This window comes from Priestia veravalensis, from assembly GCF_001457055.1.
Classification (GTDB): Bacteria; Bacillota; Bacilli; order Bacillales; family Bacillaceae_H; genus Priestia; species Priestia flexa.
Genome location: NZ_KQ758628.1, coordinates 63904 through 90809 on the forward strand (window position 1 = coordinate 63904; position 26906 = coordinate 90809).

The window sequence follows — 26906 nt, forward strand, 5'->3', positions numbered from 1 at the left end:
GTCACTAGTCAAAATAAAAAAATAACCGAAAAGCGCCTGCTTTCCGGTTATTTTTTTTGAGGATCATGAATATCTGAATCGTGCTCTTCCGCAAATTCAGTGCCATATGCAAAACCTTTTCGAAACTCTGTTCTTTTTACAGTACGCGTTCGATTTTGAAAGAAGTGCGCTAATGAGTAGCGATGTACAAGCACTTCAACACCGGTAATAATCGTTGCGGATAAAATGCTTCCCCATGCGATTTGCATATAGTTATTTAATAGAATTGTCCCGAATATCCATACGCTCATATAGGCCAAAATAAAATCAAAAGCAGTAGCTGCTTTATTACCTAAAGCGGGAAGAATAATGCGATCACCTAATATGTAAGATGCAACGGTTACAAAAGCGCTAAACGATAAAATGTCAACAAACGTTGCATCGAAAAATAAATCCAGTCCAATAGCGAACGCAATCATACACGAAATGAATTTTACGATGATAATGGAAATGTGCTTCATGTGTTTTATAAACCTGCCTTTTCTTCTTAGTATGGACGAAGAATTACTTTTTATACAAAAGCAAACTTTATGTAATATTTCTGTGACAAATTTAGATATTAGTTGTAATTTCTTGTTGAATTTTCTAAAATGTAAAAAGATAGAGTCGCATCATATGTATATACGACAACGATGAATCTGACAGGAGGAGCAGGTTGTGAAGAAGATTTTACTATTCACAGTAGCTGCATTATTAGCTACATTTTTTATTGATCGTGCCTATAGTGAACGCAATCAGGCACAGCTAGAGTCTCAATTAGTAGATGAGATAAATAAAACAAAAGAAGAAACGAAAAGCGACTACGCAGTGATTGATTTTAATGAACTCTTTGATTTTAACTGGGATGAAGTATATGTTTTTGGCCCAGAAGCGTCAGTAAAGGATGTTAATAAAGAACTTGGATTTAAATGGTCGGATGCTACATTAAACAGCGTATTAAATAGTCAGGAAAATGTAGTTGTATTTGTAGAAAACAAACAAATTACTCAGTATATAAAAGTTCCCGTAGATTATGGAACCATTATTCCTAAAGAATCTGTAGTGAAAAAAGCGAACAATTAACATTGTTCGCTTTTTTATGCCTTTTTCTGAATCGCCTTTTTACGAGGCTTTCTCGGCTTTAAGTTGGATTGATCGATACTTAGTTTTAACATTTGCATAAGCTTTGTAACGTCTTGTTCAGACTGCTGTTGACTGAAAGAAGCCATAGCGTCTTTGCTTTGAATTAGTTCATGTAGCATATCACGATAGTCGTTATGATGCATTTTTGGTTCAAACGGAGCGGACAACTTATTAATGATTTCCATAGCTGCTTCACGATCTTTGGTTGATAGAGAAGGTAAGGCGTCGACATGAGGCACGTCTTGTACATGGCGAAGCTCTTCATGAAAGTGCAGCGTTTGTAATAAAAGGCAGTCTCCATAAGAACGAATGATTGCAAGCTGCTGCTTGGAATATAGAAAGACCTTTGCAATACCAACCTTTCCACTTAGTGCAAGCCCCTCCAATAAGACGCTATATTCGTACCCACCAAATTCATTGGCTGAAATATAATAACTTTTATCAAAGTAGATTGAATCAATTTCTTCTAGCTCGACAAAATGTAAAATGTCAATGGTCTTACTTTGAGAAAATCGCTTTTTTAGCTCATCTAGCTCATGTTCTGATAATGTCACAAAATGACCTTCACTTGTTTCATACCCCTTAATTAGTTCATCTGATGCAACATCACGTTCACAATGTTCACAGCGCTTTACATGATGGATGGGTTTACAACAAACCGAGTGCAGCGTTCGTAATTTAATGTCCTTGTCTTCAACTGCCCCGTGAAGCTTAATTGGAAATTCAATCAGTCCAAAAGACAGCTGGCCTTTCCATGCTGTATGAAGCAAAAGATCACCTCGTTTTTTTCTATAGTGTGCAACGAGGAAGAGAAGATATGTACATCATTAATTAAGACTATTAAAACGTAAATAGCCTTAATTAATCTATGTTCTAAATAAACAATTTAAGAGAGCATTTGAATAGAGTTTATTCGCTGAAGAAGGGTTGGATAGGAACATAAGCAGTGGGAGAAGTCACGTTGGAGTTTTTGTAAATGGTAATTTCTAGTATGGAATTCTGAAGGGTTCCGACAATTTTTTTATTGGTTAACAAAAAAGGAAAATCAATTGTTTTTTCAATTTTTTCCTCACGTAAAGCTTTTTGAGACGTATGCCGTTTATCATCATATTGCTCATAGCTCACTTGCTTTGTTGCTACAAGAAGAAGAGTTTGTAATTCAACTGATACATGGATATGGTGAGGATGATAGCCAACAAGCTCTACTTCCACAATATAAGTATCTTCCGTTTCGAATAAATCTGCGCGAACAGAATCATAATCTAAATAGCTCATAAAAGGATTTTCCAAAATTAACTCTAGCAGTTCTTGAAAACTTTTTGAGCAATCGTTTTTAGAATGTTTGTTGTTCATACTTGTTTCCTCCGTTATGATACACGTTCTTCCATAACCATCATATGCAAGCTTTCAAAGATTGTGAAATGATGTATAGAAAGGAAAAGATACTGTGACTCGAAATGAACGCAGAAATGATGAAGTTACAACAGAAATTTTATCAGGAGTTATGCCGTTATCTCTTTCAGAAGAAAGAGATAACGAGCTGCCAGAGGAAATTCAAGCGATGCAAGCTAATAAACAAAAAAAGAGCCGCTAAGGGCTCTTTTTTTACATATCGTGACCGCTATTATGCTTTTGACGAGTATGTTGACGATTCTTTACTTTATGAGATCCACTAAGCGGTTCAGGTTGCCCAGTTTGATGTCCTTTAGGTGCGTTTTTATGCATGTCTTTACTATCGTTTTTGTTCATATGAAAGCTCCTCCTTTTCGTTGCTTCTTTCTTAATGTCGCTCATTATAGAAGCATCTATGCTCGGCATTTTTAACCTGTAAAAGAGGGGTATGAATAGCAGAGGGATATGAAACAATACAACAGAACAATGTAAAAAAGGAGAGATATTATGCCATATCATAAAAATAGTCAGCAGGCTTTTCAAGCAGCTCAACAAGGCCATAAACAAACGTTAGATGCGTATGCACAATCAAATATTGTAAAACACGATGCGGCGTATGGGCATGAGCTAAAGCTTCTTAAAGAAGAAATTAATGAAACATATGAACAAATTAACAATGCGCTGGAAACAGCTACTGAAACGCAGCGTCAGCAGCTTACACAGTTTCAGCAGGACTTGCAAGGAATTATGAACGAAGTGAATGAATAAATAGCCAAAAAGCCATGTGAAAACATGGCTTTTTATGCTAGAAATCATGAGGTTTAAGGTATGTGCTTATCTAACACTGATAATCATTATGAACGATAAAGCACGATGTTAAACTAGCTCATTGATTTTTTTTGCGTTTTTTATTATTTTGCTTTTGTTGTTCAGTTAGCGGCTCATTTGAAAATTCTTCATTGTAACCTGCTCCTTTTCCCTGAGCGCTAGCAGCGTTAGCTCCAGGAATGACGTGCTTTGATTTATGATTAGCCATTTTATTCACCTCCATTTTTAATATGCACAAAAGTCGATGAAATATGAATTATTAGAAAATGTTTGTGATTAATGATTATGTTATAAGAAAAACTTATGTAAATTAATAACATTCTTTTTATTTACTTATGTATAACATTATATTAAGATAGATGGTGAAGGGAATAGAGGATGGGGTAAGTAAAATCCTTTATACATAGCATTTAAGGGGGTAATGAAATGACTAAAAAAGACGTTTTTAACGCTCGTTCGTCATTCACAGTTAACGGTAGCACATATAATTATTACCGCTTACAAGCATTAGAAGAAGCCGGTTTAGGAGCAGTTTCAAAACTACCGTATTCAATTAAAGTATTATTAGAATCCGTTCTTCGTCAAGTAGACGGACGTGTAATCACAAAAGAGCACGTAGAAAATTTAGCAAAATGGGGAACTGATGAAATTCAAGAAGTAGATGTGCCGTTTAAGCCATCACGAGTTATTCTTCAAGACTTCACAGGTGTACCAGCAGTTGTTGACTTAGCATCTTTACGTAAAGCAATGGCTGATTTAGGTGGAGACCCAGATAAAATTAATCCAGAAATTCCAGTAGATCTCGTAGTTGACCACTCAGTTCAAGTAGATAAAGCGGGAACATTAGATTCTTTACGAGTAAATATGGATCTTGAGTTTCAACGCAACACAGAGCGCTATAAGTTCTTAAACTGGGCTCAAAAATCATTTGATAACTATCGTGCTGTACCTCCTGCAACAGGAATCGTACACCAAGTAAATTTAGAATATTTAGCAAACGTAGTCCATGCAGTAGAAGAAAACGGAGAGTACTTAGCGTTTCCAGATACATTGGTCGGAACTGACTCTCATACAACAATGATTAACGGTATTGGCGTTCTAGGTTGGGGCGTTGGTGGTATTGAAGCAGAAGCAGGAATGCTTGGTCAACCTTCGTATTTCCCAGTACCAGAAGTTATTGGAGTGAAGCTAACTGGTGAATTACCAAATGGTACAACAGCAACAGACCTTGCTTTAAAAGTAACGCAAGTACTTCGTCAAAAAGGTGTTGTTGGAAAATTTGTTGAATTCTTCGGACCAGGTGTAGCTCAACTTCCATTAGCAGATCGCGCAACAATTGCTAACATGGCACCGGAATATGGAGCAACCTGTGGATTCTTCCCAGTTGATAGCGAAGCGTTAGACTATATGCGTCTTACAGGTCGTGATGAAGCTGATATTCAGGTTGTCGAACAATATACAAAAGAAAACGGCTTATTCTATACTCCAGATGCAGTAGAGCCAACGTTTACAGATGTAGTAGAAATTAACTTAGCCGAAATTGAATCAAACCTTTCAGGTCCAAAGCGTCCTCAAGATTTAATTCCACTTTCAGACATGCAAAGTGAATTTAAAAAAGCGCTAATAGCTCCTGTAAGTAATCAAAGCTTTGGCTTAAGTACTTCTGATGTAGAAAAAGAAGTAACATTTAAGCTTGCTGACGGTACAGAAACAACAATGAAAACAGGTGCAATTGCTATTGCTGCAATTACAAGCTGTACAAATACATCAAATCCATACGTATTAGTAGCGGCTGGTTTAGTAGCTAAAAAAGCAGTTGAAAAAGGATTAGATGTTCCAGCTTACGTAAAAACATCATTAGCACCAGGTTCAAAAGTTGTAACGGGCTATTTACAAAGCTCAGGCTTACTTCCTTACCTTGAAAAAATTGGTTACAACGTAGTTGGATACGGCTGTACAACATGTATCGGAAACTCTGGTCCATTAGAAGACGAAATCGAGCAAGCAATTGCAGATAACGATTTATTAGTTACGTCAGTGTTGTCAGGTAACCGTAACTTTGAAGGTCGTATTCACCAGCTTGTAAAAGGAAACTATTTAGCATCTCCACCGCTTGTTGTAGCGTATTCTCTTGCTGGTACAGTTGATATTGACCTGCAGAAAGATCCGATTGGTGTAGGAGCAGACGGTAAAGAAGTATTCTTTAGCGATATCTGGCCTTCTCAAGACGAGATTAAAGAAGTAGTAAAAGCAACTGTAACGCCAGAATTGTTCCGTAAAGAGTATGATCGCGTGTTTGATGATAATGAGCGTTGGAACGAAATTGAAACAAGTGAAGAAGCGCTTTACACGTGGGATAATGACTCAACATATATTCAAAACCCGCCGTTCTTTGAAGGGTTATCTGAAGAGCCAGGTGAGGTAGAAGCATTAAATGACCTGCGTGTTATAGCGAAGTTTGGAGATTCTGTAACGACAGACCATATTTCACCAGCAGGTTCAATTGCAAAATCATCACCAGCTGGCCTGTATCTACAAGATAAAGGCGTTGAGCCAAGAGACTTTAACTCATACGGATCTCGTCGTGGTAACCACGAGGTAATGATGCGCGGTACGTTCGCAAACATCCGTATTAAAAACCAAATTGCACCAGGTACTGAAGGTGGCTGGACAACGTACTGGCCTGAAAATAAAGTGATGAGCATTTACGATGCTTGTATGAAGTATAAAGAAGAAAACACAGGTCTTGTTGTATTAGCAGGTAAAGATTACGGAATGGGAAGCTCTCGTGACTGGGCTGCTAAAGGAACAAACTTACTTGGTATTAAAACGGTTATCGCTGAAAGCTTTGAGCGTATTCATCGTTCAAACCTTGTGTTAATGGGTGTTCTTCCACTTCAGTTTAAAGAAGGCGAAAGCGCTGAAACATTAGGCTTAACTGGAACTGAAACAATTAGTGTTCAAATTGATGAAACAGTAAAACCACGTGACTTTGTAAAAGTTACTGCAACGGATGAAGCTGGGAACAAAAAAGAGTTCGACGTATTAGTTCGTTTTGATAGCGAAGTTGAAATTGATTACTACCGTCATGGTGGTATCTTACAGATGGTACTACGCGATAAGCTTCAATCAAAAACGCACGCATAAGATAGCAGAAGCGCACCTTTTTAAGGTGCGTTTTTCTTTTCGTTTTTCATAAAACGCTTTCGGATATGGTATGATAATAAAAGATTCACATTTTAGGATGATTTTGCATGTTCTTGTACATATATAAAGAAAAAGGGTCTGTAATTTCATAGAAGCTGGCTGAAAGGAGTAAGCATAATGCTAAAAAAAGTTATAGCAACACTTTTACTGGTAGGCTTTGCAAGCTTTGCAGCGTGGCAAGCTTTAGCACCAAAAGATGATGAAGGAGAAAAGTTATCATCGTATGAAGACTTGAACATAAAAGAAGGACAAGCTGAAGTAGCAAATGGAGAGCCGTATGGTTTAGAACCTGGAGATCAAGCTCCTCCGTTTACGTTAAAGGATACACAAGGTAAATCAGTTCAGCTATCAGACTTTAAAGGAAAAAAGATTATCTTGAATTTTTGGGCTACGTGGTGCCCTCCTTGTAAAGAAGAAATGCCAGCTATGCAGCAGTTTCACGACACATCAGGAAAGGAAGTTCATATCCTAGCTGTAAATTTAACGTCGTCTGAAGGTAGTAAACAAAGTGTTTCAACCTTTTTAAAAGAAAACAAACTATCGTTTCAAGTGCTTCTAGATGAAAAAGATGAGGTAGCTACGAAAGCATATCGTGTGATGACAATCCCAACTTCATACTTTATTAATGAAAAAGGTAAAATTGTTAAGCGTATTAACGGACCAATGACGCTAGAACAAATGGAGACCTTTGCGTCTGAAAGCAGCTCATAATGGCTGCTTTTTTTTTGTGAATAAAATGAAACCTTTTCATAGGCATGTTCGTATAGAAAGTATGCTCAAAAATCGATCTTTACTTTAGAAAAAGCTACGTGTTTTAACAAAAAAATGATCAAATTTGGAGCATTTTGAATTTTTTAGGTTTAATGTGAAGGATTATGGCAAAAATAATAGTAATCTATTGTATAGTTATTTTTCAGACTTTTCAAAAATTAAAAAGGATAGGTGATAAAGATGAGAAGAGTAAATAAACGCACGTTTGAAGAGTTAGTAAGAGAGAATAAAAGCAAGTTGTTAGAAGACCAACAAGAGATCGAGCGAATTGAGCTTGCGATTGAAGAGCGTCTAGAAAAACGTATGCTTGAAAAGGCTGAATAGTTCCTTCTGAAACTGGTTACAGTAACAGCAAGGAGGGGTTAACATGGGAAATCCGAAGAAATTCGCCAAACGTTTTGTACCTGACCACATTGGCACTCAGCCGCGAGAAGCCGGTGGTAACAATGGCAAGAAAATGCAAGATAAATCAGGAAAACACCCTCAGGTTATTCAAACAAAGGGAGAATAGAAAGTCGCTGAACAGCGACTTTTTTTGTGTTTTAAAAGGGTGTTATTTTCCACTTATACAAAGAAAAAACCGCTGCATACTAGAGATGTACAAAAAAAGGATTTTAAAGGAGGATTTTACTATGACATGGAGTAAACCAAACCCAGATGATCGTAGCAACAATGTAGAACGCTTACAATCAATGGTTCAAAACACGATTGATAATATCGAAAAAGCTGAGGCTACAATGACGCGAGCGACTGGAGAAGAGCGTGCGAAAATTGAGCAAAAAAATCATAATCGAGAAGTAAGTATAGAGGCAATGCGCAATGAAATTCAAGACGAATCTAAAGCTCGTGAAGAAGGATATCCTAATTCGACTAACTAAGAAACATAAAGGCCAGAATTGGCCTTTATGTTTCTAATGAACAAGGAAAGGGAATAAACAGCTGATACTACTTATGAGGAGGAGAACTGGTGGGGCGCCTATTAACAAAAAAAGCAACATATCTCATGCTTGCACTTATATTATTACTGACAATTGTCGCATGCTATCATACATATAAGCCGCTACCTGAAGGCGTTTCATACGAAGGAAACGTACACTACGTAAAGGACGTATCGCTGTTATATGACTTAACTTATCAAAGCGGTGATGAAGTTAAAAGCGAGCAGCAAATTTTTCGGCGGATTTTTGAAGCGATTGACAATGCAGAAAACTTTATCGTTATGGATATGTTCTTATTTAACGGCTACTATGACCAAGGTGAAACCTATCCACCTATTAGCGATACGCTAGCGAGAAAGTTAATTGAAAAGAAAAAGGAGCAACCAAACGTAGACATCTATTTCATTACCGATGAGGTAAATACAACGTATGGTTCACATGAATCAGAGTGGCTAGAATCATTAAAACGAGCGGGGATTAAGGTTGTTGAGACAGATGTTACAAAGCTTAGAGACTCCAACCCTCTATACTCAAGCGTTTGGAGAAGTTTTTTACAGTGGTTTGGACAATCTGGAGAAGGATGGCTTGCCAATCCATTTGGTGAGAATGCACCGAAAATTACGGCGAGGTCCTATTTAAAGCTTTTTAATGTAAAAGCTAACCATCGGAAAGTTGTAGCTACTGATAAGACAGCCGTTATTTCATCAGCCAACCCTCACGATGCAAGTGGTCATCATTCCAATATGGCTTTTGAAGTGCAGGGAGATATCATTGGTGAGATTGTTAAAACAGAAAAAGCAGTTGTCGATTTTTCGAGCGATGTACAAATCCCGAAGCTGAGCTATGAAAAAGCTCCGAGCGGTGACATTGGTGTACAGCTATTAACGGAAGGAAAAGTGTATAAAGAAATCCTCAATACACTGGATCAAGTAGAATCAGGGGATGAAGTATGGCTAGGTATGTTTTATCTTGCTGATCGCAAAGTTGTAGAAAAGCTAGTACAATCGTCAAATAAAGGAGCTAAAGTCCGACTTGTTTTAGACCCGAACGTCAATGCTTTTGGACAAGAAAAAATTGGCCTTCCGAATCGCCCTGTAGCTGCTGAGCTATTAGATGATTCAAGCAATAAAATACAAGTACGATGGTATAACACAGACAAAGAACAGTATCATCCAAAAACTCTATTTGTTCGCGGAAAGGACCAGAGTACGATCATTGGGGGATCAGCCAATTTTACAAAGCGTAATTTAGATGACTTGAATTTAGAAACCAATATTAAAATTACCGCAGGATCTGACGAAGATATCTCGGAAGAAATGAATAAATATTTTACACGCTTATGGGGAAACGAAGATGCAACCTATACTCTTCCGTATGAAAAATATGAAAATAAAATGACCATTTTTCAAACATTGCTGTATCGTATCCAGAAGATGCTTAGTTTCACAACGTATTAAAACGCGAGCCGATAAGTAGTGAAACTACACCAATTTGTGGTAATATAGTACCCGTATGATTGCGATGTAGGAGGAAATAAAATCATGATTTCAATAAAAGAAATTGATGTACGCTATAGTGAAACGGACCAAATGGGCGTAGTGTATCATGCAAACTACTTAGTGTGGATGGAATTAGGGCGTACGCAGTTTATTCGAGATTTGGGCTTTAATTATGCTGAAATGGAGAAAGATGGTATCTTATCACCAGTCATTGACATTAACGTTTCCTATAAAAAGCCACTTCATTACGGAGAAACAGCTAAAATTCAAACGTGGCTTGATTATTATGATGGCTTGCGCGTTGTGTATGGATATGAAATTATAACGCCAGATGGAAGTATTGCTCTAACTGGAACTTCTTCGCATGTTTGCGTGAAAAAAGAAAACTTCAAGCCGATTTCCATTCGAAAGCAGTTACCGGAATGGCATGCAGCTTATGAAAACGCTAAAAAAAGCAAAGAGTAAAAAAAGCATCGATGTATAGTCGATGCTTTTTTTATTATGCTTCGTAAATAAATTCAGGTTCACTTGCCTCTTCATTAAAGACAACTTTTAAATCATGACCATCGAAATACCAAAGATCTTCTTCTTCTACAAAGAATGTTAAACCATTAACTTCAGCTTTGACACCGATATTGGACGGCTGGTCTTTATTAATACCAAGCGAGAATCCTTTTTGAACATTACTACAACCACCGTAGCGAACGAAAAAGCGCAAATGTTCATTGCCTTCTAACATCATTTCATCTTTGTACCATTGGGCAGCTTGTTCTGTTACGTTTAATTTCATTGTGTGTGCTCCTTCCATCACTAGGTTTCCTTTCTTATTATAGTAGAAAAAAGCTAAAATTACCATTAATACAATTGGATGAACGTGGAAGGGTAAAAAAGATAGTCAAAGGAGTTATAAAGTAAACAATGTTCTAAATAACCACTTTGACTACCTTCTTCATTTAAATTCATAGGGCTTCTCAATTGTTTCCCAGCAATGAATGCAATAACGACTGCTTTGCGTTTGTTTATGAATCTTTTTTTCACGCTTACACATTGGACAGCGGCTCGGCTTCATCTCAATCACCTCCTACTGTCAGTATAGCTAAAAAATATAAATGTATTCGCTTACAACGATGAAAATAAAAGAAATGAAGGCTTTTTACCTTCATTTCTTTTTTGAGAAAAACGTAACTTTTGGTTCCGTCCCTTGACGAATTCGACCAAGATTCGCGCGGTGGCGATAAATGACAAAAAAAGCCAAGAATCCAACAATGATGATTAAAATTAGTTCGCCTGTAAATAGTGTATAAATAAATGCAATGATACCTGCAATCATTGAGGATAGCGATACATACTTGGTGATGTATAAGCAAATGAAGAAGCAAGCAAGCAATGTTAAAAATAAAAGAGGCTCATAAAATAATAAAACACCTGCAGATGTGGCAACGGCTTTGCCACCTTTAAACTTCGCAAATAGCGGATATGTATGTCCAATAACGGCGAATAAACCGACGAAAAGAGGATGAAGTCCTGAATGAAACAAAACAGCTAATGAAGCAGCAAACGTTCCTTTTAAAATGTCTCCCAGCGTTACAAGGATACCTGCTTTTACTCCTAGCGTTCGAAAGCTGTTGGTCCCTCCTAGGTTTCCGCTCCCATGTTCACGTATATCGATGCCATATCCCCATTTTCCAACAACTAGTCCAAAGGGAATAGAGCCGATGATATAGGCCAGAATAGGTAATAGATAATCCATTTGACAAAAGCTCCTTTATCTATATATCGTATCTATTTTACCATGAGATAGCAAAAACACCATACATAGTTTTTCAGCAGAGTCTTTTTTTCTGTAAGTTTGAAGGAAATGTTTACAAAATACTAAAAAACGGGTAACATATGCAGGAAATTTATTTTATACATCGAACGTTTAAGCATAAAAGGAGATGAAAAGTGTGACAGTTCAAATTCCATCACGTGAAGAATTAGGAAAGATTCTAAAAGATAGTAAGCGAATTGCAGTAGTAGGGCTATCAGATAATCCAGAACGAACGTCGTATATGGTTTCAGAAGCTATGCAAAAAGCTGGTTATGAAATTATACCAGTTAACCCATTAGTCGATGAAGTATTAGGTGTGAAAGCCGTAAAATCATTAACAGATGTTGAGGGGCATGTTGATATTGTAAACGTGTTCAGAAGATCTGAGCATTTATTAGATGTTGCGAAAGAGTTCTTAGAAATTGATGCGGATATTTATTGGGCTCAGCTAGGACTAATAAATGAAGAGGCATATGAACTTTTAGCAAGTAAAGGCTATACGGTTGTTATGGATCGTTGTATTAAAGTGGAACATGCGTTAACGAAATAAATCTTTGATAGGATATGAAAAACCCATGCGTGAATGGAAGCATGGGTTTTTCATATCTTCGATCAAATGACTGTTAGACAACGCTTCAAAGGTCATCTATAATCAAGGGATAGAGCTATATAAGCTTTTATAATACGGAAATATGTGCTAAAATCGTTTAAGTGTGCTAAAATAGAAACGTATGTTCTTACTGAGCGGATGAAACACGAACAAGTAAAGATAAACATATAAAAGGCAGCGCACTGCTGTCTTCTACATAATGAGGAAAGTGTGTTTGTATGGAAGGGGTATGTATGAATGGCTCAAAAGCAAAAGTTTAATTATAACGAAGATGCAATTCAAGTATTAGAAGGATTAGATGCTGTTCGTAAACGACCAGGAATGTATATAGGAAGCACAGATACAAGAGGGCTTCACCATTTAGTTTATGAAATTGTCGATAACTCGGTTGATGAGGCGCTAGCAGGATATGGTGAAGAAATCATTGTAACCATTCACCAAGATAATTCCATTTCAGTGCAGGATAAAGGGCGCGGAATGCCGACCGGTATGCATAAATTAGGAAAACCTACACCTGAAGTTATCTTAACAGTACTTCATGCTGGAGGTAAGTTTGGGCAAGGTGGCTATAAAACAAGCGGTGGTTTACATGGTGTAGGTGCATCGGTTGTAAATGCGTTATCTGAATGGTTAACGGTTACAATTTACCGCGATGGTACCATCTATGAACAACGCTTTGAAAACGGCGGGAAACCCGTTACAACGTTAGAGAAAAAGGGAACAACGAGAAAAACAGGAACGACCATTCATTTTAAGCCGGATCCATCCATTTTCTCAGCAACTGTTTATAACTTTGATACATTAAGCGAACGCTTACGTGAATCGGCGTTCTTGTTAAAAGGTTTTAAAATTGAACTAATTGATAAGAGACATAATCAGCACGAAGTGTTTCACTATGAAACGGGAATTGAAGCTTTTGTTACATATTTAAATGAAGAAAAAGATACGCTGCATCCAGTTGTTTCTTTTGAAGGTTTTCAGAATAATATTGAAGTAGAATTTGCGTTTCAATTTAACGATGGTTATTCAGAGACGATTTTATCCTTTGTTAATAACGTTCGTACAAAAGACGGTGGAACGCACGAATCCGGAGCAAAAACGGCGATGACACGTGCGTTTAACGAATATGCAAGAAAAGTAAATCTTCTAAAAGAAAAAGATAAAAACCTTGAAGGGACGGACATACGTGAAGGATTAGGTGCGATTGTTTCTGTTCGTATCCCAGAAGAACTTCTTCAATTTGAAGGTCAAACAAAAGGGAAGCTCGGGACAAGTGAGGCACGTTCATCTGTAGATGCTGTTGTTTCCGAAAAGTTAGCGTATTTTTTAGAGGAAAATCCAGACGTAAGCTCGCTGCTTGTAAAAAAAGCCATTAAAGCTGCTCAAGCAAGAGAAGCTGCGAGAAAAGCAAGAGAAGACGCACGTAACGGTAAAAAAAGAAAGCGTCAAGAAACGGTTCTAAGCGGTAAGTTAACACCTGCACAATCACGTAATCCACAAAAAAATGAGCTATATTTAGTTGAGGGAGACTCTGCTGGTGGTTCTGCTAAACAAGGTCGTGACCGTCGTTTTCAGGCTGTACTGCCTTTGAGAGGTAAAGTTATTAATACTGAAAAAGCGAAGCTTCAAGACATTTTTAAAAACGAAGAGATTAGTACGATTATTCACGCAATTGGCGGCGGTGTTGGAGCTGAATTTGAAGTGGATGATATTAACTATGACAAAATTGTCATTATGACCGATGCCGATACAGATGGAGCTCACATCCAAGTACTACTTTTAACATTCTTCTATCGCTATATGAAACCATTAGTTGAAGCAGGAAAAGTATTTATTGCCCTTCCGCCTCTGTATAAAGTAAGCAAAGGAACTGGAAAGAAAGAAGTTCTAGAATATGCTTGGAGTGATGAAGAATTAGAAGGGGCGATAAAAAAAGTTGGCAAAGGCTATATGATTCAGCGTTATAAAGGTTTAGGAGAAATGAATGCAGATCAGCTATGGGAAACCACTATGAATCCTGATACAAGAACGCTTATTCGTGTGCGCATTGATGACGCAGCCCGAGCAGATCGTCGTGTTACTACGCTAATGGGGGATAAGGTAGAACCAAGACGAAAATGGATTGAAAGTAACGTAGCGTTTGGACTAGAAGAAGATCCAAATATTTTAGATAACGAAAATGTAGTAACGGTCTCAGAGGAGGATGTACAATGACACAAACAGAACGATTTTTAGATTTACCTCTTGAGGATGTAATTGGCGACCGCTTTGGACGATATAGTAAATATATTATTCAAGAGCGCGCGCTACCCGATGCAAGAGACGGATTAAAGCCGGTACAGCGCCGCATCTTGTATGCAATGCATGTGGAAGGAAACACGGCTGAAAAAGGGTTTCGTAAATCAGCAAAGACAGTTGGTAACGTAATCGGTAACTATCACCCGCATGGAGATTCCTCGGTTTATGATGCGATGGTGCGTATGAGTCAAGATTGGAAAGTACGAAACGTACTTGTTGAAATGCACGGGAACAACGGTAGTATTGACGGTGATCCACCGGCAGCAATGCGTTATACGGAAGCACGTTTATCAGCAATAGCATCTGAGTTATTACGTGATATTGACAAACAAACGGTAGAGTTTGTTCCTAACTTTGACGACACTAGCGAAGAGCCGACGGTGCTCCCAGCCATGTTCCCGAGTCTACTTGTAAATGGCTCAACTGGAATTTCTGCCGGGTATGCTACTGAAATTCCACCTCACCATCTTGGAGAAGTCATTGACGCAACGATTATGCGAATTGATAACCCATCAAGCTCAGTTGAGGAGCTAATGACCGTCATTAATGGTCCAGATTTTCCAACTGGGGGTATTATACAAGGCATTGATGGAATCAAAAAAGCTTACGAAACAGGTAAAGGGAAAATAATCATTCGCGGAAAAGCAGAAATTGAAGATGTGCGCGGCGGAAAGCAACAAATTGTGATTACAGAAATTCCGTTTGAGGTGAATAAAGCAAACCTTGTTAAAAAAATGGATGAGCTTCGCATTGATCGCAAAGTAGAAGGCATTGCAGAAGTTCGTGATGAAACCGATCGCACAGGTCTGCGAATTGTCATTGAATTAAAAAAAGATGCTAATGCACAAGGTGTCTTACACTATTTATATAAAAATACTGATTTACAAGTGCCTTACAGCTTTAATATGGTAGCTATTTCAAAGAAACGACCGAAGTTAATGAATCTACCAAGCATTTTGGATGCTTATATTGAGCACCAGCGTGAAGTCGTAACCAATCGGTCGAAATATGAATTAACAAAAGCGAAGGAACGCGAACACATTGTTGCAGGTTTAATTAAAGCTTTATCCATCTTAGATGAAGTAATTGCCACCATTCGAGCGTCAAAAGACAAGCGAAATGCGAAGGATAACTTAATCACGCAATTTGACTTTACAGAAAAGCAGGCAGAAGCAATCGTTTCCTTACAGCTATATCGCTTAACAAATACTGATATTACAGCGTTAGAACAGGAGTCAAAAGAGCTTACAGAAAAGATTACAGAGCTAGAGGCCATTCTAGCAAGTGAAAAAAAGCTTTTTAACGTTATTAAAAAAGATCTTCGCCGCGTGAAAAAGCAGTATGGTGACGAGCGCCGCGCAAAGATTGAAGCGGAGATTGAAGAAATTAAAATTAACCTAGAAGTTATGGTTCCTTCTGAAGATGTCATTGTGACGGTCACAAAGGATGGCTATGTCAAACGCACAAGCTTACGCTCATATTCAGCTTCGAATGGGCAGGATTTTGGTATGAAGGACACGGATCGGATTCTTTCAAAGTTAGAAATTAATACAACAGAAACGCTCTTAATTTTCACAAGAAAAGGAAACTATTTATATCTCCCTGTACATGAACTTCCTGATATTAGATGGAAGGATATGGGGCAGCATATCATGAACATTGTTCCAATTGATAAAGACGACCATATTGTGAAAGCCATTCCAATTAAAGAGTTTAAAGAAGATTACTATTTATTATTCTTTACGAAAAACGGCATGATTAAAAAATCTGAGTTGCTACAGTATAAGGCGCAACGTTATTCTAAAGCTCTAGTCGCTGTGAATGTAAAAGGTAATGACGAAGTAGTTGATGTGTACGTAACAAATGGCAAGCAGCAGGTCTTTATTGCCACTCGCCAAGGATACGGCTTATGGTTTGCTGAAGAGGAAGTCAATGTTGTTGGAACGCGCGCTGCAGGTGTAAAAGGAATCAATTTGAAAGAAAATGATTATGTCGTTAGCGGAGCTGTTTTTAGTGAAGAAAAAGTGAAGGAAACAGATTTATTTATTACAACGCACCGAGGTGCTATTAAGAAAACAAAAATGACAGAATTTGAGCAGTCATCTCGAGCGAAACGTGGATTAGTAATGGTTCGTGAATTAAAAGCAAATCCTCATCAAATTACAAAAGTGAAGATTGTCACGAAGGAAGATGAGGTTGTGATACAGTCTGAGAAAAATCAAACAGAGCGCATTGATCCAGCGTCAATGCGACCAAGCGATCGCTATAGCAACGGTTCATTTGCAATCGATCAAGCGGAATCCGGGGACGTTATTGATATGTGGATTGAAAAAAAAACAAAATAATAAACTAAAAAGAGCGCTGTTTTGCAGCGTTCTTTTTAGTTTATATAGATTCTATATAAACTATGTTCTAAATAATCAATATAAATAAAAAATAGCAGCTAAGAAAATATCAACATGAACAGAGAATATCAACATGAACAGAGAATATCAACATGAACAGAGAATATCAACATAAAAATAAAGTAGGCATAATGAAAGGAAGTGTATTTTTATGGGATATTACCTTACCGTTGATCAAAAGGGTACGAAAATATATGTTGAAGACATTGGGAGTGGAATGCCTATACTGTTTCTTCACGGCTGGCCAGTTAATCATACAATGTTTGAATATCAGTTTAATGAGCTTCCGAAACATGGGATTCGCTGCATTGCAATAGATTTACGCGGGTTTGGAAAATCAAGTCGACCGTTCAAAGGCTATACATATAACTCATTAGCCGACGATGTTCGAGCAGTTATTCACGCCTTACAACTTTCAGCTCTAACGTTAGTTGGTTTTTCAATGGGAGGAGCAATTGCCCTGCGGTATATGAGTAGACATTTAGGATTTGGTGTGAACAAACTGATTCTAGCTGGTGCAGCTGTCCCTAGCTTTATTAAAAGAGACGATTTTCCTTATGGACTTTCTAAGGGAGAAGTAGATAGCATCATTCAAGCGACGTATCAAGATCGACCAGCTATGCTCGCCGATTTTGGCCAGAAATTTTTTAATTCAAAAATTAGCTCTTCTTTTAGAGATTGGTTTCAATTACTAGGTCTAGAAGCTTCAGGTCACGGAACGATTAAAACAGCAAAGTCACTGCGTGATGAAGATCTCCGTGAAGACTTGAGTCAAATTTTTGTAAAAGCGTATATTTTACACGGAAAGAAAGATCAAATTTGTCCGTTTCCTTTAGCTGAAGCCATGCATAAAGGAATTGAGGGTTCAACGTTAATTCCTTTTGAAAAGAGCGGTCACGGCCTTTTTTACGATGAACAAAAAAAGTTTACTGAAACCTTAAAAGACATTGTTTATTCTGCTGCGAAAAGAGATTGACTGCAACGAGGATATAAAATTATGGTGATAAACGGTCTTCTATAGGCAAATCGGTGGAATTCCTACCAAAAGCCTTTCTTTCTAAAAGTTTACTTATTTCCTATTCCGGTCGTTTGTGAATTTGGAAAATACAAGGAAAACGAATATAAAGCGTCCCTGTTTCTAATAAAAATATCTGGTGGAAATCTGTAAGGAGGGTTTTAATGAGAAATAAAAAGCTATTCAATAGCAAGGAAATTATGGATTCGCCTATTGTTCCTGAATGGGGAAAAGCGGTTTTTAGTGATTTTAGTCAAGACATGCTTTCTGAAGAGAACCCTTTCCCCTGCATTTTAGGAGTAGAGGGATTAAAAAAAGATTTGCTGCGATTTGCGTTTGTGTCTTCACCATATAATTATAAAGATATCAGGCTCTGTGCAGATGCACTTAAAGAATATATGGCATGCTTTCGCACATTAGGTCGCTATACATCATTTGTTGTGTTCTTTGAGCCTGAATATAAAAAACGTACGATGATTCAGTATGAAACGATGTTTTGGGATACCCTCACATTTTTACATCGAATTGATGGAAAGCCTTGGCCCGAAGAAATCCCCAAAAACCCTAACGATCCTCTATGGGAGTTTTGTTTTGAAGGTGAGCCAATATTTGTTGTCTGTAATACGCCTGTACATGAATTACGAAAAAGCCGAAAGAGCAGCAGTTTCATAATTACATTTCAGCCTAGATGGGTGTTTGAGGGAATGACTCCTCATACAAAAATGGGACAGCAAGTTCAAAAAACGGTTCGGAATCGACTTGAAGATTACGACAAAGTTGAAGCGCATCCTCATCTAGGATGGTATGGAGATCAAGAAAATCATGAATGGAAGCAGTATTTCTTACGAGATGTTAACAACTCGTTCCCAACAGAATGTCCATTCAAGCTAAAAAGGAGTGAAAGAGATGGAGTTAAAAAAAGCCTTTATTAAAAAAGGAATTGGCGGTGGTCTTGAAGAAGTTATACATGAACTACTTCCAAAACATACCGGTTATGTAGAGGTTCAACATGATGTTGCAGGGCAGGAACACCCAAGTCATACTCACCCTACCGACGAGATTCTTCATATTATTAAAGGATCTATTTATTTTACAGTTGAGGGAGAAACAACTCAGTGCGAAGCGGGAGATCGTATTTATTTACCAAAACACACAAAGCATGCGTCAAAAGCTGATGTGAATGGTTGTACGTATGTAATCTCCATTTTAAAATTTTGATGAAAGAAGTTGATGACTGGAATGATTCAATCAAACCCTGTTTTAATCATAATAGATGTACAAAAAGGTTTTGAACAAGATGCTTGGGGAACTCGTAATAATATTCATGCAGAAGATAATATGCTCACTCTTTTACAAGCTTGGAGGAGACAGCAGTTTCCGGTTATTCATGTCCAGCATGCTTCAAAAAGCGAAACATCTCCTCTTTTTCCAGGGACGGAAGGATTCCGTTTCAAAGAAGGTTTCGGTCCTGTTGGTGATGAATACTTAATTCGAAAGCATAAAAATAGCTGTTTTATAGGAACAGAACTGGATAACTATCTGAAGGAAAACGGATACGATACGCTTATACTAGTAGGTTTAACAACGAACCATTGCGTCTCTACAACGGCACGCATGGCAGGAAACTTAGGTTATCGCACTTACGTCATCCACGATGCAACTGCGTGTTTCAATCTGTTATCATATGACGGTGAAACAACTTTTGCAGCAGAAGATGTTCATCGCTTAAGCTTATCATCTCTTCACAATGAATTTGCAACGGTTACTTCAACATCCGAAGCCCTACGCGTACTGCAATCCTATCAATATATAAAATGAGGCCTGATGCTTTTGCATCAGGTTTTTTGTGTAGATTATTCTGACAAAAACAAGTACAATAGAAACATCATTTTGAAAAAGGAGCACGATACATCATGACAGTAATTAGAAAAGCTTTAGCAGAAGACTTACCTACAATGGTGGCTATTTATAATCAGTCAGTACGCCAAAGCGCAGCAACATTTGACTTAACTCCTGTAACAATTGGGCAACGTAAAAGCTGGTTTGAATCTCACGACCAAAGTCAACTGTTTCCACTGCTTGTTGCTGAACGAAATGGTGAAGTAGCTGGATACGCATCTTTGTCTTCCTACCGTGATAAAGAAGCATATATTCGAACAGTTGAACTCTCCGTTTATGTAGATGAAGCTCACCAAGGATTTGGAATTGGTAAAAGGTTAATGGAAGCTATTCTAGTACAAGCAAAAGAGTTAAATCATCACGTTGTTATTTCTGGTATTACAAAAGGAAACGATAAAAGTATTAAAATGCATGAACAGTTTGGATTTACCTTTTGTGGGGAATTTAAAGAAGTAGGATGGAAGTTCAATCAATGGCAAGATGTTCTGTTTTATCAACTGATTCTTTAAGTGAAATTAAATAGTATCTTGTTTGAGAATTATGTTATAATAGAAAGCGTTCTAATAATACATATCAACGTACCACAGGGGGAGCCTGAATGGCTGAGAGTGAACCAATTGTTCTGACCCTTTGAACCTGTTAGTTAATGCTAGCGTAGGGAGTGTGGAGCGTGCAGCTTGTGCTGCCTCCTGTGTTTGTCGTTGAATACTAATGATTTTACAACAGGAGTGAAAAGACGATGAACAAAGGAATGTCTTTACAAGCGAAAATTGAAGTGGCAATCTTTGCAGCTCTAGCAATGATAATTGATATATTGCCATCAATTACAATTGCACCTGCCGTGTCCATATCATTTTCCATGGTACCAATCTTCATTATTTGCTTTCGATGGGGATTTAAATCAGGCGTGGTAGCTGGATTTTTGTGGGGATTGCTACAAGTTGTCACGGGTACTGCTTATGTATTAACACCTCTACAAGCATTTATCGAATATTTTATTGCATTTGCATTCATTGGTCTAGCAGGGCTATTGTCTGGTGCTATTAAGCAGAACTTAGCTACTAACAATCGAACAAAAGCATTTACATTTATTATTTTAGCAATTGTTATCGGCAGCGTTGCTCGCTATTTTTGGCACTTTGTTGCAGGGATTATTTTTTGGGGCTCTTATGCGCCAAAAGGAGTATCTGCATTATGGTATTCATTTACGATGAACGGACTAGCAATGGTGGGATCCATGATTGCTTGCCTAATCATTTTAGCCGTATTAATTCCGTCTGCTGCAAGAGTGGTATTAAATCGCGCATCATAAATAAAAGGAATGAAACCTATAGGAGTAACATCCTATAGGTTTTTTGCGTTTTTAAACCAATTTACATGTTTTCAGTGTTTTTGTTCTTTTTATGAAAGGGTTGAGGGTTTTTTTGTAGAATGGTATACTAGGTCTGTTTGTTGGAAGAATATACATACCATTTTTTGTAGGAAGGAATCATGTTAATGAACAAACGTAATCTCCTTTACATGACGATTGCAACATCCCTTTTACTCGCAGGATGTCAGCAAAAAGCTCAAAAAGCAACTGAAGTCGATACGGACTTGATGATTGCAGGAGAGATAGAAAGTCATGATCAAGAAGCAAAGAAAGATGTTGTTGAAAACCAGTACAGATATGATATTTCAGATACAATAGATGAAAAAATAATCTCGCAGTTTATGAATAGCTACTTCAAGGCTTTACATGATGGAATCCTTCATAAATCAGCTAAGTCAATTCAGACATATATAATAGAAGATAGTGAGTTTTATAAACAGCAAGTAATGAAAATTGATAATTTTTCGGAGCAAGGAATTCGTCAAGAACTAAAGACGTTTCAAGTTGTGAACTGGTATGAAGCTGAGAAAAATCAAATAAATTTACAAACGTTTGAAGAGGTCACCATCCATCAACCTAATAAAAAGGATTATACAAAGAGTATTAATCAATTGTATACGCTAATAAGCGATCAAGGTACATTGCGAATTAAAAGCGTAGAGCCGTATACAATGGATAAAGCAGAAGAAACGAAGTCAAATGCACCAGCTATTACAAGAGCAGCTAGCTTAAATGAATATAACGGTAAATGGTCCACTGCCAATTCTGACTTAAAAGGTGCTCCAATCGTAGAGTTTTATGCTTCTTCTAGCTCAGAGGCTACGGTGAAGATTCATGCCTATAAGCCACCAAATTCAGTAGAAGTAGCTACAGTAGAAGCAGAAAACATAATTTTTAAACATAATCAAGCTGTTATTCATTACGATACGGACAATAATGGAAATAAAGGAACAATTGTCGTGACCCTAAAAGCAAATTCTCTTTTTGTTATTCATCATTTAGAAAAGGCTTCTGAGTCTAAATGGACGATTCCTGCAGGCGCATTTGAGCTGTCCACGTTTGAAAGTTAAACAAGATAAAAGAAAAAAGGGGGATTCAAATGGGAAATCTATATATCGTGGCCATAATTTGTTTCCTGTGGCTTGTGCTGTCAGCATGTAGTGAGACAAAGTCTGCTCCGGCTCCGACACCAAAAGAGCCTGAATCAGAAGCTACCGTTCTGGTTGATGTCGATGAGTCTGCTAATGAGACACAAAAGAGTTCTTCTCTTCCCGTTGTGACAAATGAAGAAGCCAAACAGCTTGCTACAGATTCGTTGAAGAATGTTATCCAAACATTTGATATCTTAGGTAAACAAGAGGGATGGGACAGTGAAGAGAAACCAGCAGATTTTCAATTGCTAAGCCCTAGGCTCAAAGAATTTGCTACGAGTTCATTAGTTGCTACGAAACTAAAAACAATCGCCACTTCTTATTACTGTCAATGTGATGAGCAGTCTATTCCAAATCTAGCGACAACCGTACGTTTTAAAGTGATTAACAACCGCCCCGGTCAATTTTCAATCTCAGCTATTCAGCCACTGGACGAAAAAGGGAACGGAGGTACAACTATTTACTTGAATATGAAATACGGAAAAGATGGTTGGAAGTTAAATGAATGGGACGAAATGACGTATCGTCAAAAACCGTTAGATATTTCGTCAGATGAGTATTTAGAATATCTGAAAAAAATAACGCCTAACGAAGCAGTTTCGTTTAACAAAGAAACGACTATTGAAGATGAACATGGTAATCAAGAAAAAATCTTACTATTTAAAGATGATTCTGGAGAATTTGGTGTTTTGGCAAAGAGTTCAGAGCGGATTAACGAAGTTCAAGAGGATGTGCCAGTAACTTTGCCTTTGGAAGATAATGATGTAGATTTGAACAAGGTTACAGAAGTAGACGCTTCGGTTGTTCGTTCGTTTACGGAAACGTATTTACGTGATTTAACAGAAGCAATTAATCTTAATGAGTTTGATCGCATTCAACATTATTTTGAAAAAGATAGCACGTTGTTTAGCGAACAACAGCAGCTTGTCAAAACACTCTATGATCGAACAATACGAGAAGATCTTGCAACGGTTGAAGTTTTAGAATGGACGTCTAAAGAAGCAAATAGCTACGAAGTAAAAACGAAAGAAGTTATGAACATTACCATTAATGAACATACAGAAGAAAAAGAGTATTACCGAGTGTACACAATCGTACATGAAAATGAAAAGCTCGTCATTACTCAGTTAGAATCTTATTGAAAGCTCAGAGTCTACCTGAGCTTTTTTATAAGAAAATACTTTACTATACTAACGCAAGATAACTCTTTCTTATCTTGCGTTAGTATGATAAAGTAAAGAAAAAACGGAAAAATCGCTAATAAATTACATATTTTTACACAATTATTGAATCGTTAAAAAAAACGACCTCTTTAAATAGGTTTATTTTTCGTTTTAAATTGATTTTAATACCAATACATTCAAGATGTAAAAAACGCCTTAGGGTAGATTTTGAAGCTTATAAAAGATATTAGTTAAAAGAAGGTGGAAATGATGAAAAGTGACAACGTATTGATACAAAGTCAATCCTCTCTGTCATTTCGGCAATTAAAAGAACAGTGGGGAAATCTACTAGATGAAAACCAAAATCTATCGTTGGGTCATACAGACGATGGAACGTTTGTTGAGCTTTTTATGAAAATTAAAATGATAAAACCTGAGCTATCTCCGCATACCATTCGAGCGTACAATCAAGATTTAAAAACAGTTTTGACTTTTTTTAAAGAGTTAGACGTTTCCTTAAAAGAGATTGGGTTTATGGAAGTGAAGGCATTTAATCATTGGATGAATCAAACCTATGCCAAAAGAAGCGCAGCAAGAAAACTAGAGTTTTTCAGAAGGATGCTCACGTTTGGTCATGAAACCCATTTTTATAGTGCGCTCTATACAACATGGATCGAAAAGCCTACTGTTTCAAAAGGACATTATAGCGAAAAGAAACAGGTTAATCGAACGGAATACAGAGAGTTAAGCACAAGAGAAGCTGAGCTCATTGTAAAAGCGCTTGAAGATACGGTAAAACATTCCATGCTAAAAGAAGAGTACCAAGCACGAAATCGCTTAATCGGTATGCTTTTATATTTAAGCGGAATGAGGTCTAGTGAAGTATTAAGCTTGAATTGGGGAAGCTTTCGTGAAGATCGTCGTGGCAATATGTTAGTAGATGTGTTCGGAAAAGGAAAAAAAGAGCGAACAATTCCAGTATTTAAAGACGTTCAAAATGCTCTATTTCACTACCGAGAAAGTTTAGGAGAATCGACGATGCTGAATCCGTCGGATGAAACGCCGCTTTTCTTTCAACTTAAACCATTTGTCAAAACAGGAGTCAAAAAAAGATTATCGTATACAACACTTTATCGGCTCATCAAAACAGCGGTTTATGCGATTCAAGGTAATTCGTCTATTTCACCACACTGGTTTCGTCATACGTTCATTACGAACAGCTTAGCGAATGACGTACCATTATCGGTGGTGAAACAAGTAGTTGGACACGCCTCCATTGCAACGACTAATATTTACCTAGAAAAATTACAAGAAGATACGGTTTATGATGCATTTCGAAATTCCGGTTATCGTTAGGTTCCTATAACTATATTATGTAAACTTATAAAATGAAACTCTCTCATTTCGCTTCTTTTTTTCGAATAAACCCTTCATTCATCAAATATAATGGTCTAAAAAAGGGAGGCGAAGTGCAATGGGTGTTAAGCATCCGCTTCAACATCATTTCGGAGAAGTGACCGAAATTTTTCATTACATTCATGATTTATGTGAAAGCGCAGGGTTGTACATTGATTGGCACGGCACGACACAAACTGTACAGCTATACCGGAATAAAGAATCAAGAGAAGCGGGAGATCGGTACATAGGAGCCATTCAATACGAAGGTAGTAATGAGTTGCAAAAACGAACGCCTTCAACGGTGAGTTTACGCTTTCGAAGAAGTAACTTAACATCACCATTTAAATATTTACTTGAAAACATTACAGCGTTTCGAAAGGATACTAACAAAGAACCCTTCGTTAACGCAGAGGCCGAGTCAATTGCGTTTAAGTTTACGGCACTAGATGAAGAAGCAATGGAAACGCTGAGACAAATTGAAGATGTGCTAAAAATGGCAAGATGTATTTAAAGCAGGCGCTTTAAGTGAAATGCCTGCTTTATGTATGTCCAATCTCTTCTTGAAGAGATTCTGCTTTTTTTTCTAATTGTTGAAGTACGTTAAAATAAGCAGCTAAATCGGCTTCATCAATTTCCGCTGTTAGCATTTTAAAAAGGTCTTCAATCGGACCTGTTATTTCCTCTTGCAAAGCCATTCCTTTTTCTGTTTGTTGAATATAGTAAGAGCGGCGATCTTCAGGATTTCTAATACGCTGTAAGTGACCGCTTTTTTCTAACAAATCTAAAATTTTTGTGAGTGTAGCTTGATCTTTATCTGCTTTTATCGCTAGCTGCTTTTGAGTAATTCGATCAGATTCTGATACCTTTTTTAATACCGTCCATTGTTCAGGCGTTATGTCGTAGGGTCTTAGAAAACTAGCTACCAGCCTACTCAGGCGCTTTCCAACCTTCGCAGTCGTAAAACCGTACATTTCTTCCATTGATTTCATTTATTTACCTCCAAGTACATACTCAGTCTTTTCATCATATCACATTCTACTCTCTCAGTTACATTCTAACTAAGGTTTTTTAAAATGATAACGCTATCATTTAAGTAGAGTTCGAATTTAGCTAGACTTCTTTAATTGAACAAGGTAATCTAGTGTTAGAATAGTTCAACTTTTTCAATAAATAAAAGAGGTGTCTGAATGAGTACTGGTAAAATGAACATCAAAGCAATTTTCTTCGACTTAGATGATACGTTGTTATGGGATAAAAAAAGCGTTGCGGAAGCGTTCCGTGCAACGTGTGAGTACGCGAGTGAAAAATATGATGTTGATCCTATTGAGTTAGAAGCAGCTGTACGCGAAGCGGCTTCTTCACTTTATGCTACATACGAAACGTACGAGTTTACAAAAATGATTGGTATTAATCCATTTGAAGGGCTATGGGGAGATTTCCATGATGAACATGAGAACTTCCAAAAAATGAAACAAATTGTACCAATCTATCGCAAGAATGCGTGGACGCAAGGATTAAAGTCACTTGGAATTGATGACGAAGCATTTGGTGCAGAGCTTGCAGAGCGATTCCCTAAAGAGCGTCGCCGTAATCCGTTCGTATATGAAGATACGTTTGATGTGTTAAATGAACTACAATCAAACTATAAGCTATTGCTATTAACAAACGGGTCGCCTCAACTTCAGAATATAAAACTAGAGATTACGCCAGAAATTGTTCCTTATTTCGATGAGATTGTCATCTCTGGAGCATTTGGAAGAGGGAAGCCGGATCCGTCGATTTTTGATCATGCTTTATCTTTGTTAAACTTATCAAAAGATGAAGTGATTATGGTTGGTGATAATTTAATGACGGACATTCTTGGCGCTTCTCGAGCTGGGATACGCTCTGTCTGGGTGAATCGTGATGACAAAAAAGCGGATAAAGTTGTACCGTTTCATGAGATTAAGAGGCTGAGTGAATTACATGAGTTTTTAAATCAAGAATAAT

Annotated in this window: 32 protein-coding genes and 1 riboswitch; of the genes, 24 read left to right on the forward strand and 8 right to left on the reverse strand. The window is 37.4% G+C overall.

Going from position 1 to position 26906, the window contains the following annotated elements:
- Positions 1 to 47: 47 nt before the first annotated feature.
- Positions 48 to 500, reverse strand: coding sequence for a YndM family protein (locus tag AS180_RS02280; protein WP_025911146.1), 453 nt, complete (start codon positions 498 to 500; stop codon positions 48 to 50).
- A gap of 196 nt (positions 501 to 696) precedes the next feature.
- Between AS180_RS02280 and AS180_RS02285 the strand changes: the two genes are divergently transcribed.
- Positions 697 to 1101 (forward strand): hypothetical protein, encoded by a 405-nt coding sequence (locus tag AS180_RS02285; RefSeq protein ID WP_025911145.1) that lies wholly within the window; start codon positions 697 to 699, stop codon positions 1099 to 1101.
- Positions 1102 to 1115: 14 nt separating this feature from the next.
- Here the strand turns inward: AS180_RS02285 and ku are convergent, their stop codons facing one another.
- A complete protein-coding gene (gene ku, locus AS180_RS02290; protein ID WP_062686300.1) occupies positions 1116 to 1931 on the reverse strand; it encodes a non-homologous end joining protein Ku in 816 nt (271 codons plus the stop codon).
- Positions 1932 to 2070: 139 nt separating this feature from the next.
- Positions 2071 to 2514, reverse strand: coding sequence for an Hsp20/alpha crystallin family protein (locus AS180_RS02295; RefSeq protein ID WP_025911143.1), 444 nt, complete (start codon positions 2512 to 2514; stop codon positions 2071 to 2073).
- Positions 2515 to 2608: 94 nt separating this feature from the next.
- On the opposite strand from AS180_RS02295, the gene AS180_RS22110 reads away from it, so the two are divergent.
- Positions 2609 to 2755: a hypothetical protein gene (locus AS180_RS22110; protein WP_156413425.1), complete on the forward strand. Its 147-nt coding sequence runs from the start codon at positions 2609 to 2611 to the stop codon at positions 2753 to 2755.
- An 11-nt stretch (positions 2756 to 2766) separates the two neighbouring features.
- On the opposite strand, the gene AS180_RS02300 is transcribed toward AS180_RS22110, so the two are convergent.
- Positions 2767 to 2910 (reverse strand): small acid-soluble spore protein P, encoded by a 144-nt coding sequence (locus AS180_RS02300; RefSeq protein WP_061784644.1) that lies wholly within the window; start codon positions 2908 to 2910, stop codon positions 2767 to 2769.
- Positions 2911 to 3060: 150 nt separating this feature from the next.
- On the opposite strand from AS180_RS02300, the gene AS180_RS02305 reads away from it, so the two are divergent.
- Positions 3061 to 3321, forward strand: coding sequence for a hypothetical protein (locus AS180_RS02305; RefSeq protein ID WP_061784643.1), 261 nt, complete (start codon positions 3061 to 3063; stop codon positions 3319 to 3321).
- Between the two features lie 118 nt (positions 3322 to 3439).
- Here the strand turns inward: AS180_RS02305 and sspO are convergent, their stop codons facing one another.
- The gene (gene sspO / locus AS180_RS02310) at positions 3440 to 3589 is read right to left on the reverse strand and encodes a small acid-soluble spore protein O (protein WP_025911139.1); all 150 of its coding nucleotides are present in this window, start codon (positions 3587 to 3589) and stop codon (positions 3440 to 3442) included.
- A gap of 218 nt (positions 3590 to 3807) precedes the next feature.
- Between sspO and acnA the strand changes: the two genes are divergently transcribed.
- From acnA to AS180_RS02340, 7 genes are all read left to right on the forward strand, one after another.
- Positions 3808 to 6528 (forward strand): aconitate hydratase AcnA, encoded by a 2721-nt coding sequence (gene acnA, locus AS180_RS02315; protein WP_062686302.1) that lies wholly within the window; start codon positions 3808 to 3810, stop codon positions 6526 to 6528.
- A gap of 177 nt (positions 6529 to 6705) precedes the next feature.
- Positions 6706 to 7299 carry a peroxiredoxin family protein gene (locus AS180_RS02320; protein WP_025911136.1) on the forward strand — a complete coding sequence of 198 codons (594 nt, stop codon included), beginning with the start codon at positions 6706 to 6708 and terminating at the stop codon, positions 7297 to 7299.
- Between the two features lie 240 nt (positions 7300 to 7539).
- Positions 7540 to 7683 (forward strand): FbpB family small basic protein, encoded by a 144-nt coding sequence (locus AS180_RS21385; RefSeq protein ID WP_076512981.1) that lies wholly within the window; start codon positions 7540 to 7542, stop codon positions 7681 to 7683.
- A 43-nt stretch (positions 7684 to 7726) separates the two neighbouring features.
- Positions 7727 to 7870: an acid-soluble spore protein N gene (locus AS180_RS02325; protein WP_025911133.1), complete on the forward strand. Its 144-nt coding sequence runs from the start codon at positions 7727 to 7729 to the stop codon at positions 7868 to 7870.
- A 121-nt stretch (positions 7871 to 7991) separates the two neighbouring features.
- A complete protein-coding gene (gene tlp, locus AS180_RS02330) occupies positions 7992 to 8237 on the forward strand; it encodes a small acid-soluble spore protein Tlp (protein WP_025911132.1) in 246 nt (81 codons plus the stop codon).
- An 89-nt stretch (positions 8238 to 8326) separates the two neighbouring features.
- Positions 8327 to 9754, forward strand: a complete 1428-nt coding sequence (locus AS180_RS02335) for a phospholipase D family protein (RefSeq protein WP_025911130.1) — start codon at positions 8327 to 8329, stop codon at positions 9752 to 9754.
- A gap of 84 nt (positions 9755 to 9838) precedes the next feature.
- Positions 9839 to 10261 (forward strand): acyl-CoA thioesterase, encoded by a 423-nt coding sequence (locus AS180_RS02340; RefSeq protein ID WP_374699981.1) that lies wholly within the window; start codon positions 9839 to 9841, stop codon positions 10259 to 10261.
- A 34-nt stretch (positions 10262 to 10295) separates the two neighbouring features.
- On the opposite strand, the gene AS180_RS02345 is transcribed toward AS180_RS02340, so the two are convergent.
- Positions 10296 to 10586 carry a HesB/YadR/YfhF family protein gene (locus tag AS180_RS02345; protein ID WP_025911127.1) on the reverse strand — a complete coding sequence of 97 codons (291 nt, stop codon included), beginning with the start codon at positions 10584 to 10586 and terminating at the stop codon, positions 10296 to 10298.
- 369 nt (positions 10587 to 10955) lie between these two features.
- Positions 10956 to 11546: a glycerol-3-phosphate 1-O-acyltransferase PlsY gene (gene plsY, locus AS180_RS02350; RefSeq protein ID WP_062686303.1), complete on the reverse strand. Its 591-nt coding sequence runs from the start codon at positions 11544 to 11546 to the stop codon at positions 10956 to 10958.
- 187 nt (positions 11547 to 11733) lie between these two features.
- Here plsY and AS180_RS02355 point away from each other — a divergent pair, with 187 nt between their 5' ends.
- From AS180_RS02355 to AS180_RS02415, 13 genes are all read left to right on the forward strand, one after another.
- Complete coding sequence (locus AS180_RS02355; RefSeq protein WP_242531504.1) at positions 11734 to 12156, forward strand: CoA-binding protein; 423 nt, start codon at positions 11734 to 11736, stop codon at positions 12154 to 12156.
- Positions 12157 to 12453: 297 nt separating this feature from the next.
- Entirely contained in the window at positions 12454 to 14430 is a 1977-nt protein-coding gene (gene parE, locus AS180_RS02360) for a DNA topoisomerase IV subunit B (RefSeq protein ID WP_025911122.1), read from the forward strand.
- Positions 14427 to 16859, forward strand: a complete 2433-nt coding sequence (gene parC, locus AS180_RS02365) for a DNA topoisomerase IV subunit A (RefSeq protein ID WP_025911120.1) — start codon at positions 14427 to 14429, stop codon at positions 16857 to 16859. Before parE ends, parC begins: the two co-directional genes overlap by 4 nt.
- Positions 16860 to 17070: 211 nt before the next feature.
- A complete protein-coding gene (locus tag AS180_RS02370) occupies positions 17071 to 17895 on the forward strand; it encodes an alpha/beta fold hydrolase (RefSeq protein WP_025911119.1) in 825 nt (274 codons plus the stop codon).
- Positions 17896 to 18098: 203 nt separating this feature from the next.
- On the forward strand, positions 18099 to 18866 hold the full coding sequence (locus AS180_RS02375; protein ID WP_025911117.1) for a YqcI/YcgG family protein: 768 nt from the start codon (positions 18099 to 18101) through the stop codon (positions 18864 to 18866).
- A complete protein-coding gene (locus tag AS180_RS02380; RefSeq protein ID WP_025911115.1) occupies positions 18841 to 19152 on the forward strand; it encodes a cupin domain-containing protein in 312 nt (103 codons plus the stop codon). Before AS180_RS02375 ends, AS180_RS02380 begins: the two co-directional genes overlap by 26 nt.
- A gap of 21 nt (positions 19153 to 19173) precedes the next feature.
- Positions 19174 to 19752: a cysteine hydrolase family protein gene (locus tag AS180_RS02385; protein WP_025911113.1), complete on the forward strand. Its 579-nt coding sequence runs from the start codon at positions 19174 to 19176 to the stop codon at positions 19750 to 19752.
- A gap of 95 nt (positions 19753 to 19847) precedes the next feature.
- On the forward strand, positions 19848 to 20342 hold the full coding sequence (locus AS180_RS02390) for a GNAT family N-acetyltransferase (RefSeq protein ID WP_025911112.1): 495 nt from the start codon (positions 19848 to 19850) through the stop codon (positions 20340 to 20342).
- Positions 20343 to 20409: 67 nt separating this feature from the next.
- Positions 20410 to 20512: riboswitch (TPP riboswitch) on the forward strand.
- A gap of 60 nt (positions 20513 to 20572) precedes the next feature.
- Positions 20573 to 21145, forward strand: a complete 573-nt coding sequence (thiT, locus tag AS180_RS02395; protein WP_025911111.1) for an energy-coupled thiamine transporter ThiT — start codon at positions 20573 to 20575, stop codon at positions 21143 to 21145.
- A gap of 185 nt (positions 21146 to 21330) precedes the next feature.
- Positions 21331 to 22275, forward strand: coding sequence for a TcaA NTF2-like domain-containing protein (locus tag AS180_RS02400; RefSeq protein ID WP_139109140.1), 945 nt, complete (start codon positions 21331 to 21333; stop codon positions 22273 to 22275).
- Between the two features lie 29 nt (positions 22276 to 22304).
- On the forward strand, positions 22305 to 23498 hold the full coding sequence (locus tag AS180_RS02405) for a TcaA NTF2-like domain-containing protein (RefSeq protein ID WP_062686305.1): 1194 nt from the start codon (positions 22305 to 22307) through the stop codon (positions 23496 to 23498).
- Between the two features lie 288 nt (positions 23499 to 23786).
- On the forward strand, positions 23787 to 24875 hold the full coding sequence (locus tag AS180_RS02410; protein ID WP_226372915.1) for a tyrosine-type recombinase/integrase: 1089 nt from the start codon (positions 23787 to 23789) through the stop codon (positions 24873 to 24875).
- A 118-nt stretch (positions 24876 to 24993) separates the two neighbouring features.
- Positions 24994 to 25428: a hypothetical protein gene (locus AS180_RS02415; protein ID WP_025911107.1), complete on the forward strand. Its 435-nt coding sequence runs from the start codon at positions 24994 to 24996 to the stop codon at positions 25426 to 25428.
- A 28-nt stretch (positions 25429 to 25456) separates the two neighbouring features.
- On the opposite strand, the gene AS180_RS02420 is transcribed toward AS180_RS02415, so the two are convergent.
- The gene (locus tag AS180_RS02420) at positions 25457 to 25906 is read right to left on the reverse strand and encodes a MarR family winged helix-turn-helix transcriptional regulator (protein ID WP_025911105.1); all 450 of its coding nucleotides are present in this window, start codon (positions 25904 to 25906) and stop codon (positions 25457 to 25459) included.
- A 198-nt stretch (positions 25907 to 26104) separates the two neighbouring features.
- Here AS180_RS02420 and AS180_RS02425 point away from each other — a divergent pair, with 198 nt between their 5' ends.
- Positions 26105 to 26905, forward strand: coding sequence for an HAD family hydrolase (locus tag AS180_RS02425; RefSeq protein ID WP_225002091.1), 801 nt, complete (start codon positions 26105 to 26107; stop codon positions 26903 to 26905).
- Position 26906: the final 1 nt, after the last annotated feature.

Coding starts and splice junctions, on each gene's coding strand:
- AS180_RS02305 (WP_061784643.1), top strand. CDS start 3,061: ATGCCATATCATAAAAATAGTCAGCAGGCTTTTCAAGCAGCTCAACAA.
- AS180_RS02420 (WP_025911105.1), bottom strand. CDS start 25,906: ATGAAATCAATGGAAGAAATGTACGGTTTTACGACTGCGAAGGTTGGA.
- AS180_RS02410 (WP_226372915.1), top strand. CDS start 23,787: ATGATGAAAAGTGACAACGTATTGATACAAAGTCAATCCTCTCTGTCA.
- tlp (WP_025911132.1), top strand. CDS start 7,992: ATGACATGGAGTAAACCAAACCCAGATGATCGTAGCAACAATGTAGAA.
- AS180_RS21385 (WP_076512981.1), top strand. CDS start 7,540: ATGAGAAGAGTAAATAAACGCACGTTTGAAGAGTTAGTAAGAGAGAAT.
- sspO (WP_025911139.1), bottom strand. CDS start 3,589: ATGGCTAATCATAAATCAAAGCACGTCATTCCTGGAGCTAACGCTGCT.
- AS180_RS02345 (WP_025911127.1), bottom strand. CDS start 10,586: ATGAAATTAAACGTAACAGAACAAGCTGCCCAATGGTACAAAGATGAA.
- plsY (WP_062686303.1), bottom strand. CDS start 11,546: ATGGATTATCTATTACCTATTCTGGCCTATATCATCGGCTCTATTCCC.
- acnA (WP_062686302.1), top strand. CDS start 3,808: ATGACTAAAAAAGACGTTTTTAACGCTCGTTCGTCATTCACAGTTAAC.
- AS180_RS02340 (WP_374699981.1), top strand. CDS start 9,839: ATGATTTCAATAAAAGAAATTGATGTACGCTATAGTGAAACGGACCAA.
- AS180_RS02400 (WP_139109140.1), top strand. CDS start 21,331: ATGAACAAACGTAATCTCCTTTACATGACGATTGCAACATCCCTTTTA.
- AS180_RS02325 (WP_025911133.1), top strand. CDS start 7,727: ATGGGAAATCCGAAGAAATTCGCCAAACGTTTTGTACCTGACCACATT.
- AS180_RS02280 (WP_025911146.1), bottom strand. CDS start 500: ATGAAGCACATTTCCATTATCATCGTAAAATTCATTTCGTGTATGATT.
- AS180_RS02300 (WP_061784644.1), bottom strand. CDS start 2,910: ATGAACAAAAACGATAGTAAAGACATGCATAAAAACGCACCTAAAGGA.
- AS180_RS02425 (WP_225002091.1), top strand. CDS start 26,105: ATGAGTACTGGTAAAATGAACATCAAAGCAATTTTCTTCGACTTAGAT.
- AS180_RS02380 (WP_025911115.1), top strand. CDS start 18,841: ATGGAGTTAAAAAAAGCCTTTATTAAAAAAGGAATTGGCGGTGGTCTT.
- AS180_RS02355 (WP_242531504.1), top strand. CDS start 11,734: ATGAAAAGTGTGACAGTTCAAATTCCATCACGTGAAGAATTAGGAAAG.
- AS180_RS02405 (WP_062686305.1), top strand. CDS start 22,305: ATGGGAAATCTATATATCGTGGCCATAATTTGTTTCCTGTGGCTTGTG.
- parE (WP_025911122.1), top strand. CDS start 12,454: ATGGCTCAAAAGCAAAAGTTTAATTATAACGAAGATGCAATTCAAGTA.
- AS180_RS02295 (WP_025911143.1), bottom strand. CDS start 2,514: ATGAACAACAAACATTCTAAAAACGATTGCTCAAAAAGTTTTCAAGAA.
- AS180_RS02320 (WP_025911136.1), top strand. CDS start 6,706: ATGCTAAAAAAAGTTATAGCAACACTTTTACTGGTAGGCTTTGCAAGC.
- AS180_RS02390 (WP_025911112.1), top strand. CDS start 19,848: ATGACAGTAATTAGAAAAGCTTTAGCAGAAGACTTACCTACAATGGTG.
- AS180_RS02385 (WP_025911113.1), top strand. CDS start 19,174: ATGATTCAATCAAACCCTGTTTTAATCATAATAGATGTACAAAAAGGT.
- parC (WP_025911120.1), top strand. CDS start 14,427: ATGACACAAACAGAACGATTTTTAGATTTACCTCTTGAGGATGTAATT.
- AS180_RS02375 (WP_025911117.1), top strand. CDS start 18,099: ATGAGAAATAAAAAGCTATTCAATAGCAAGGAAATTATGGATTCGCCT.
- AS180_RS02415 (WP_025911107.1), top strand. CDS start 24,994: ATGGGTGTTAAGCATCCGCTTCAACATCATTTCGGAGAAGTGACCGAA.
- AS180_RS02370 (WP_025911119.1), top strand. CDS start 17,071: ATGGGATATTACCTTACCGTTGATCAAAAGGGTACGAAAATATATGTT.
- thiT (WP_025911111.1), top strand. CDS start 20,573: ATGAACAAAGGAATGTCTTTACAAGCGAAAATTGAAGTGGCAATCTTT.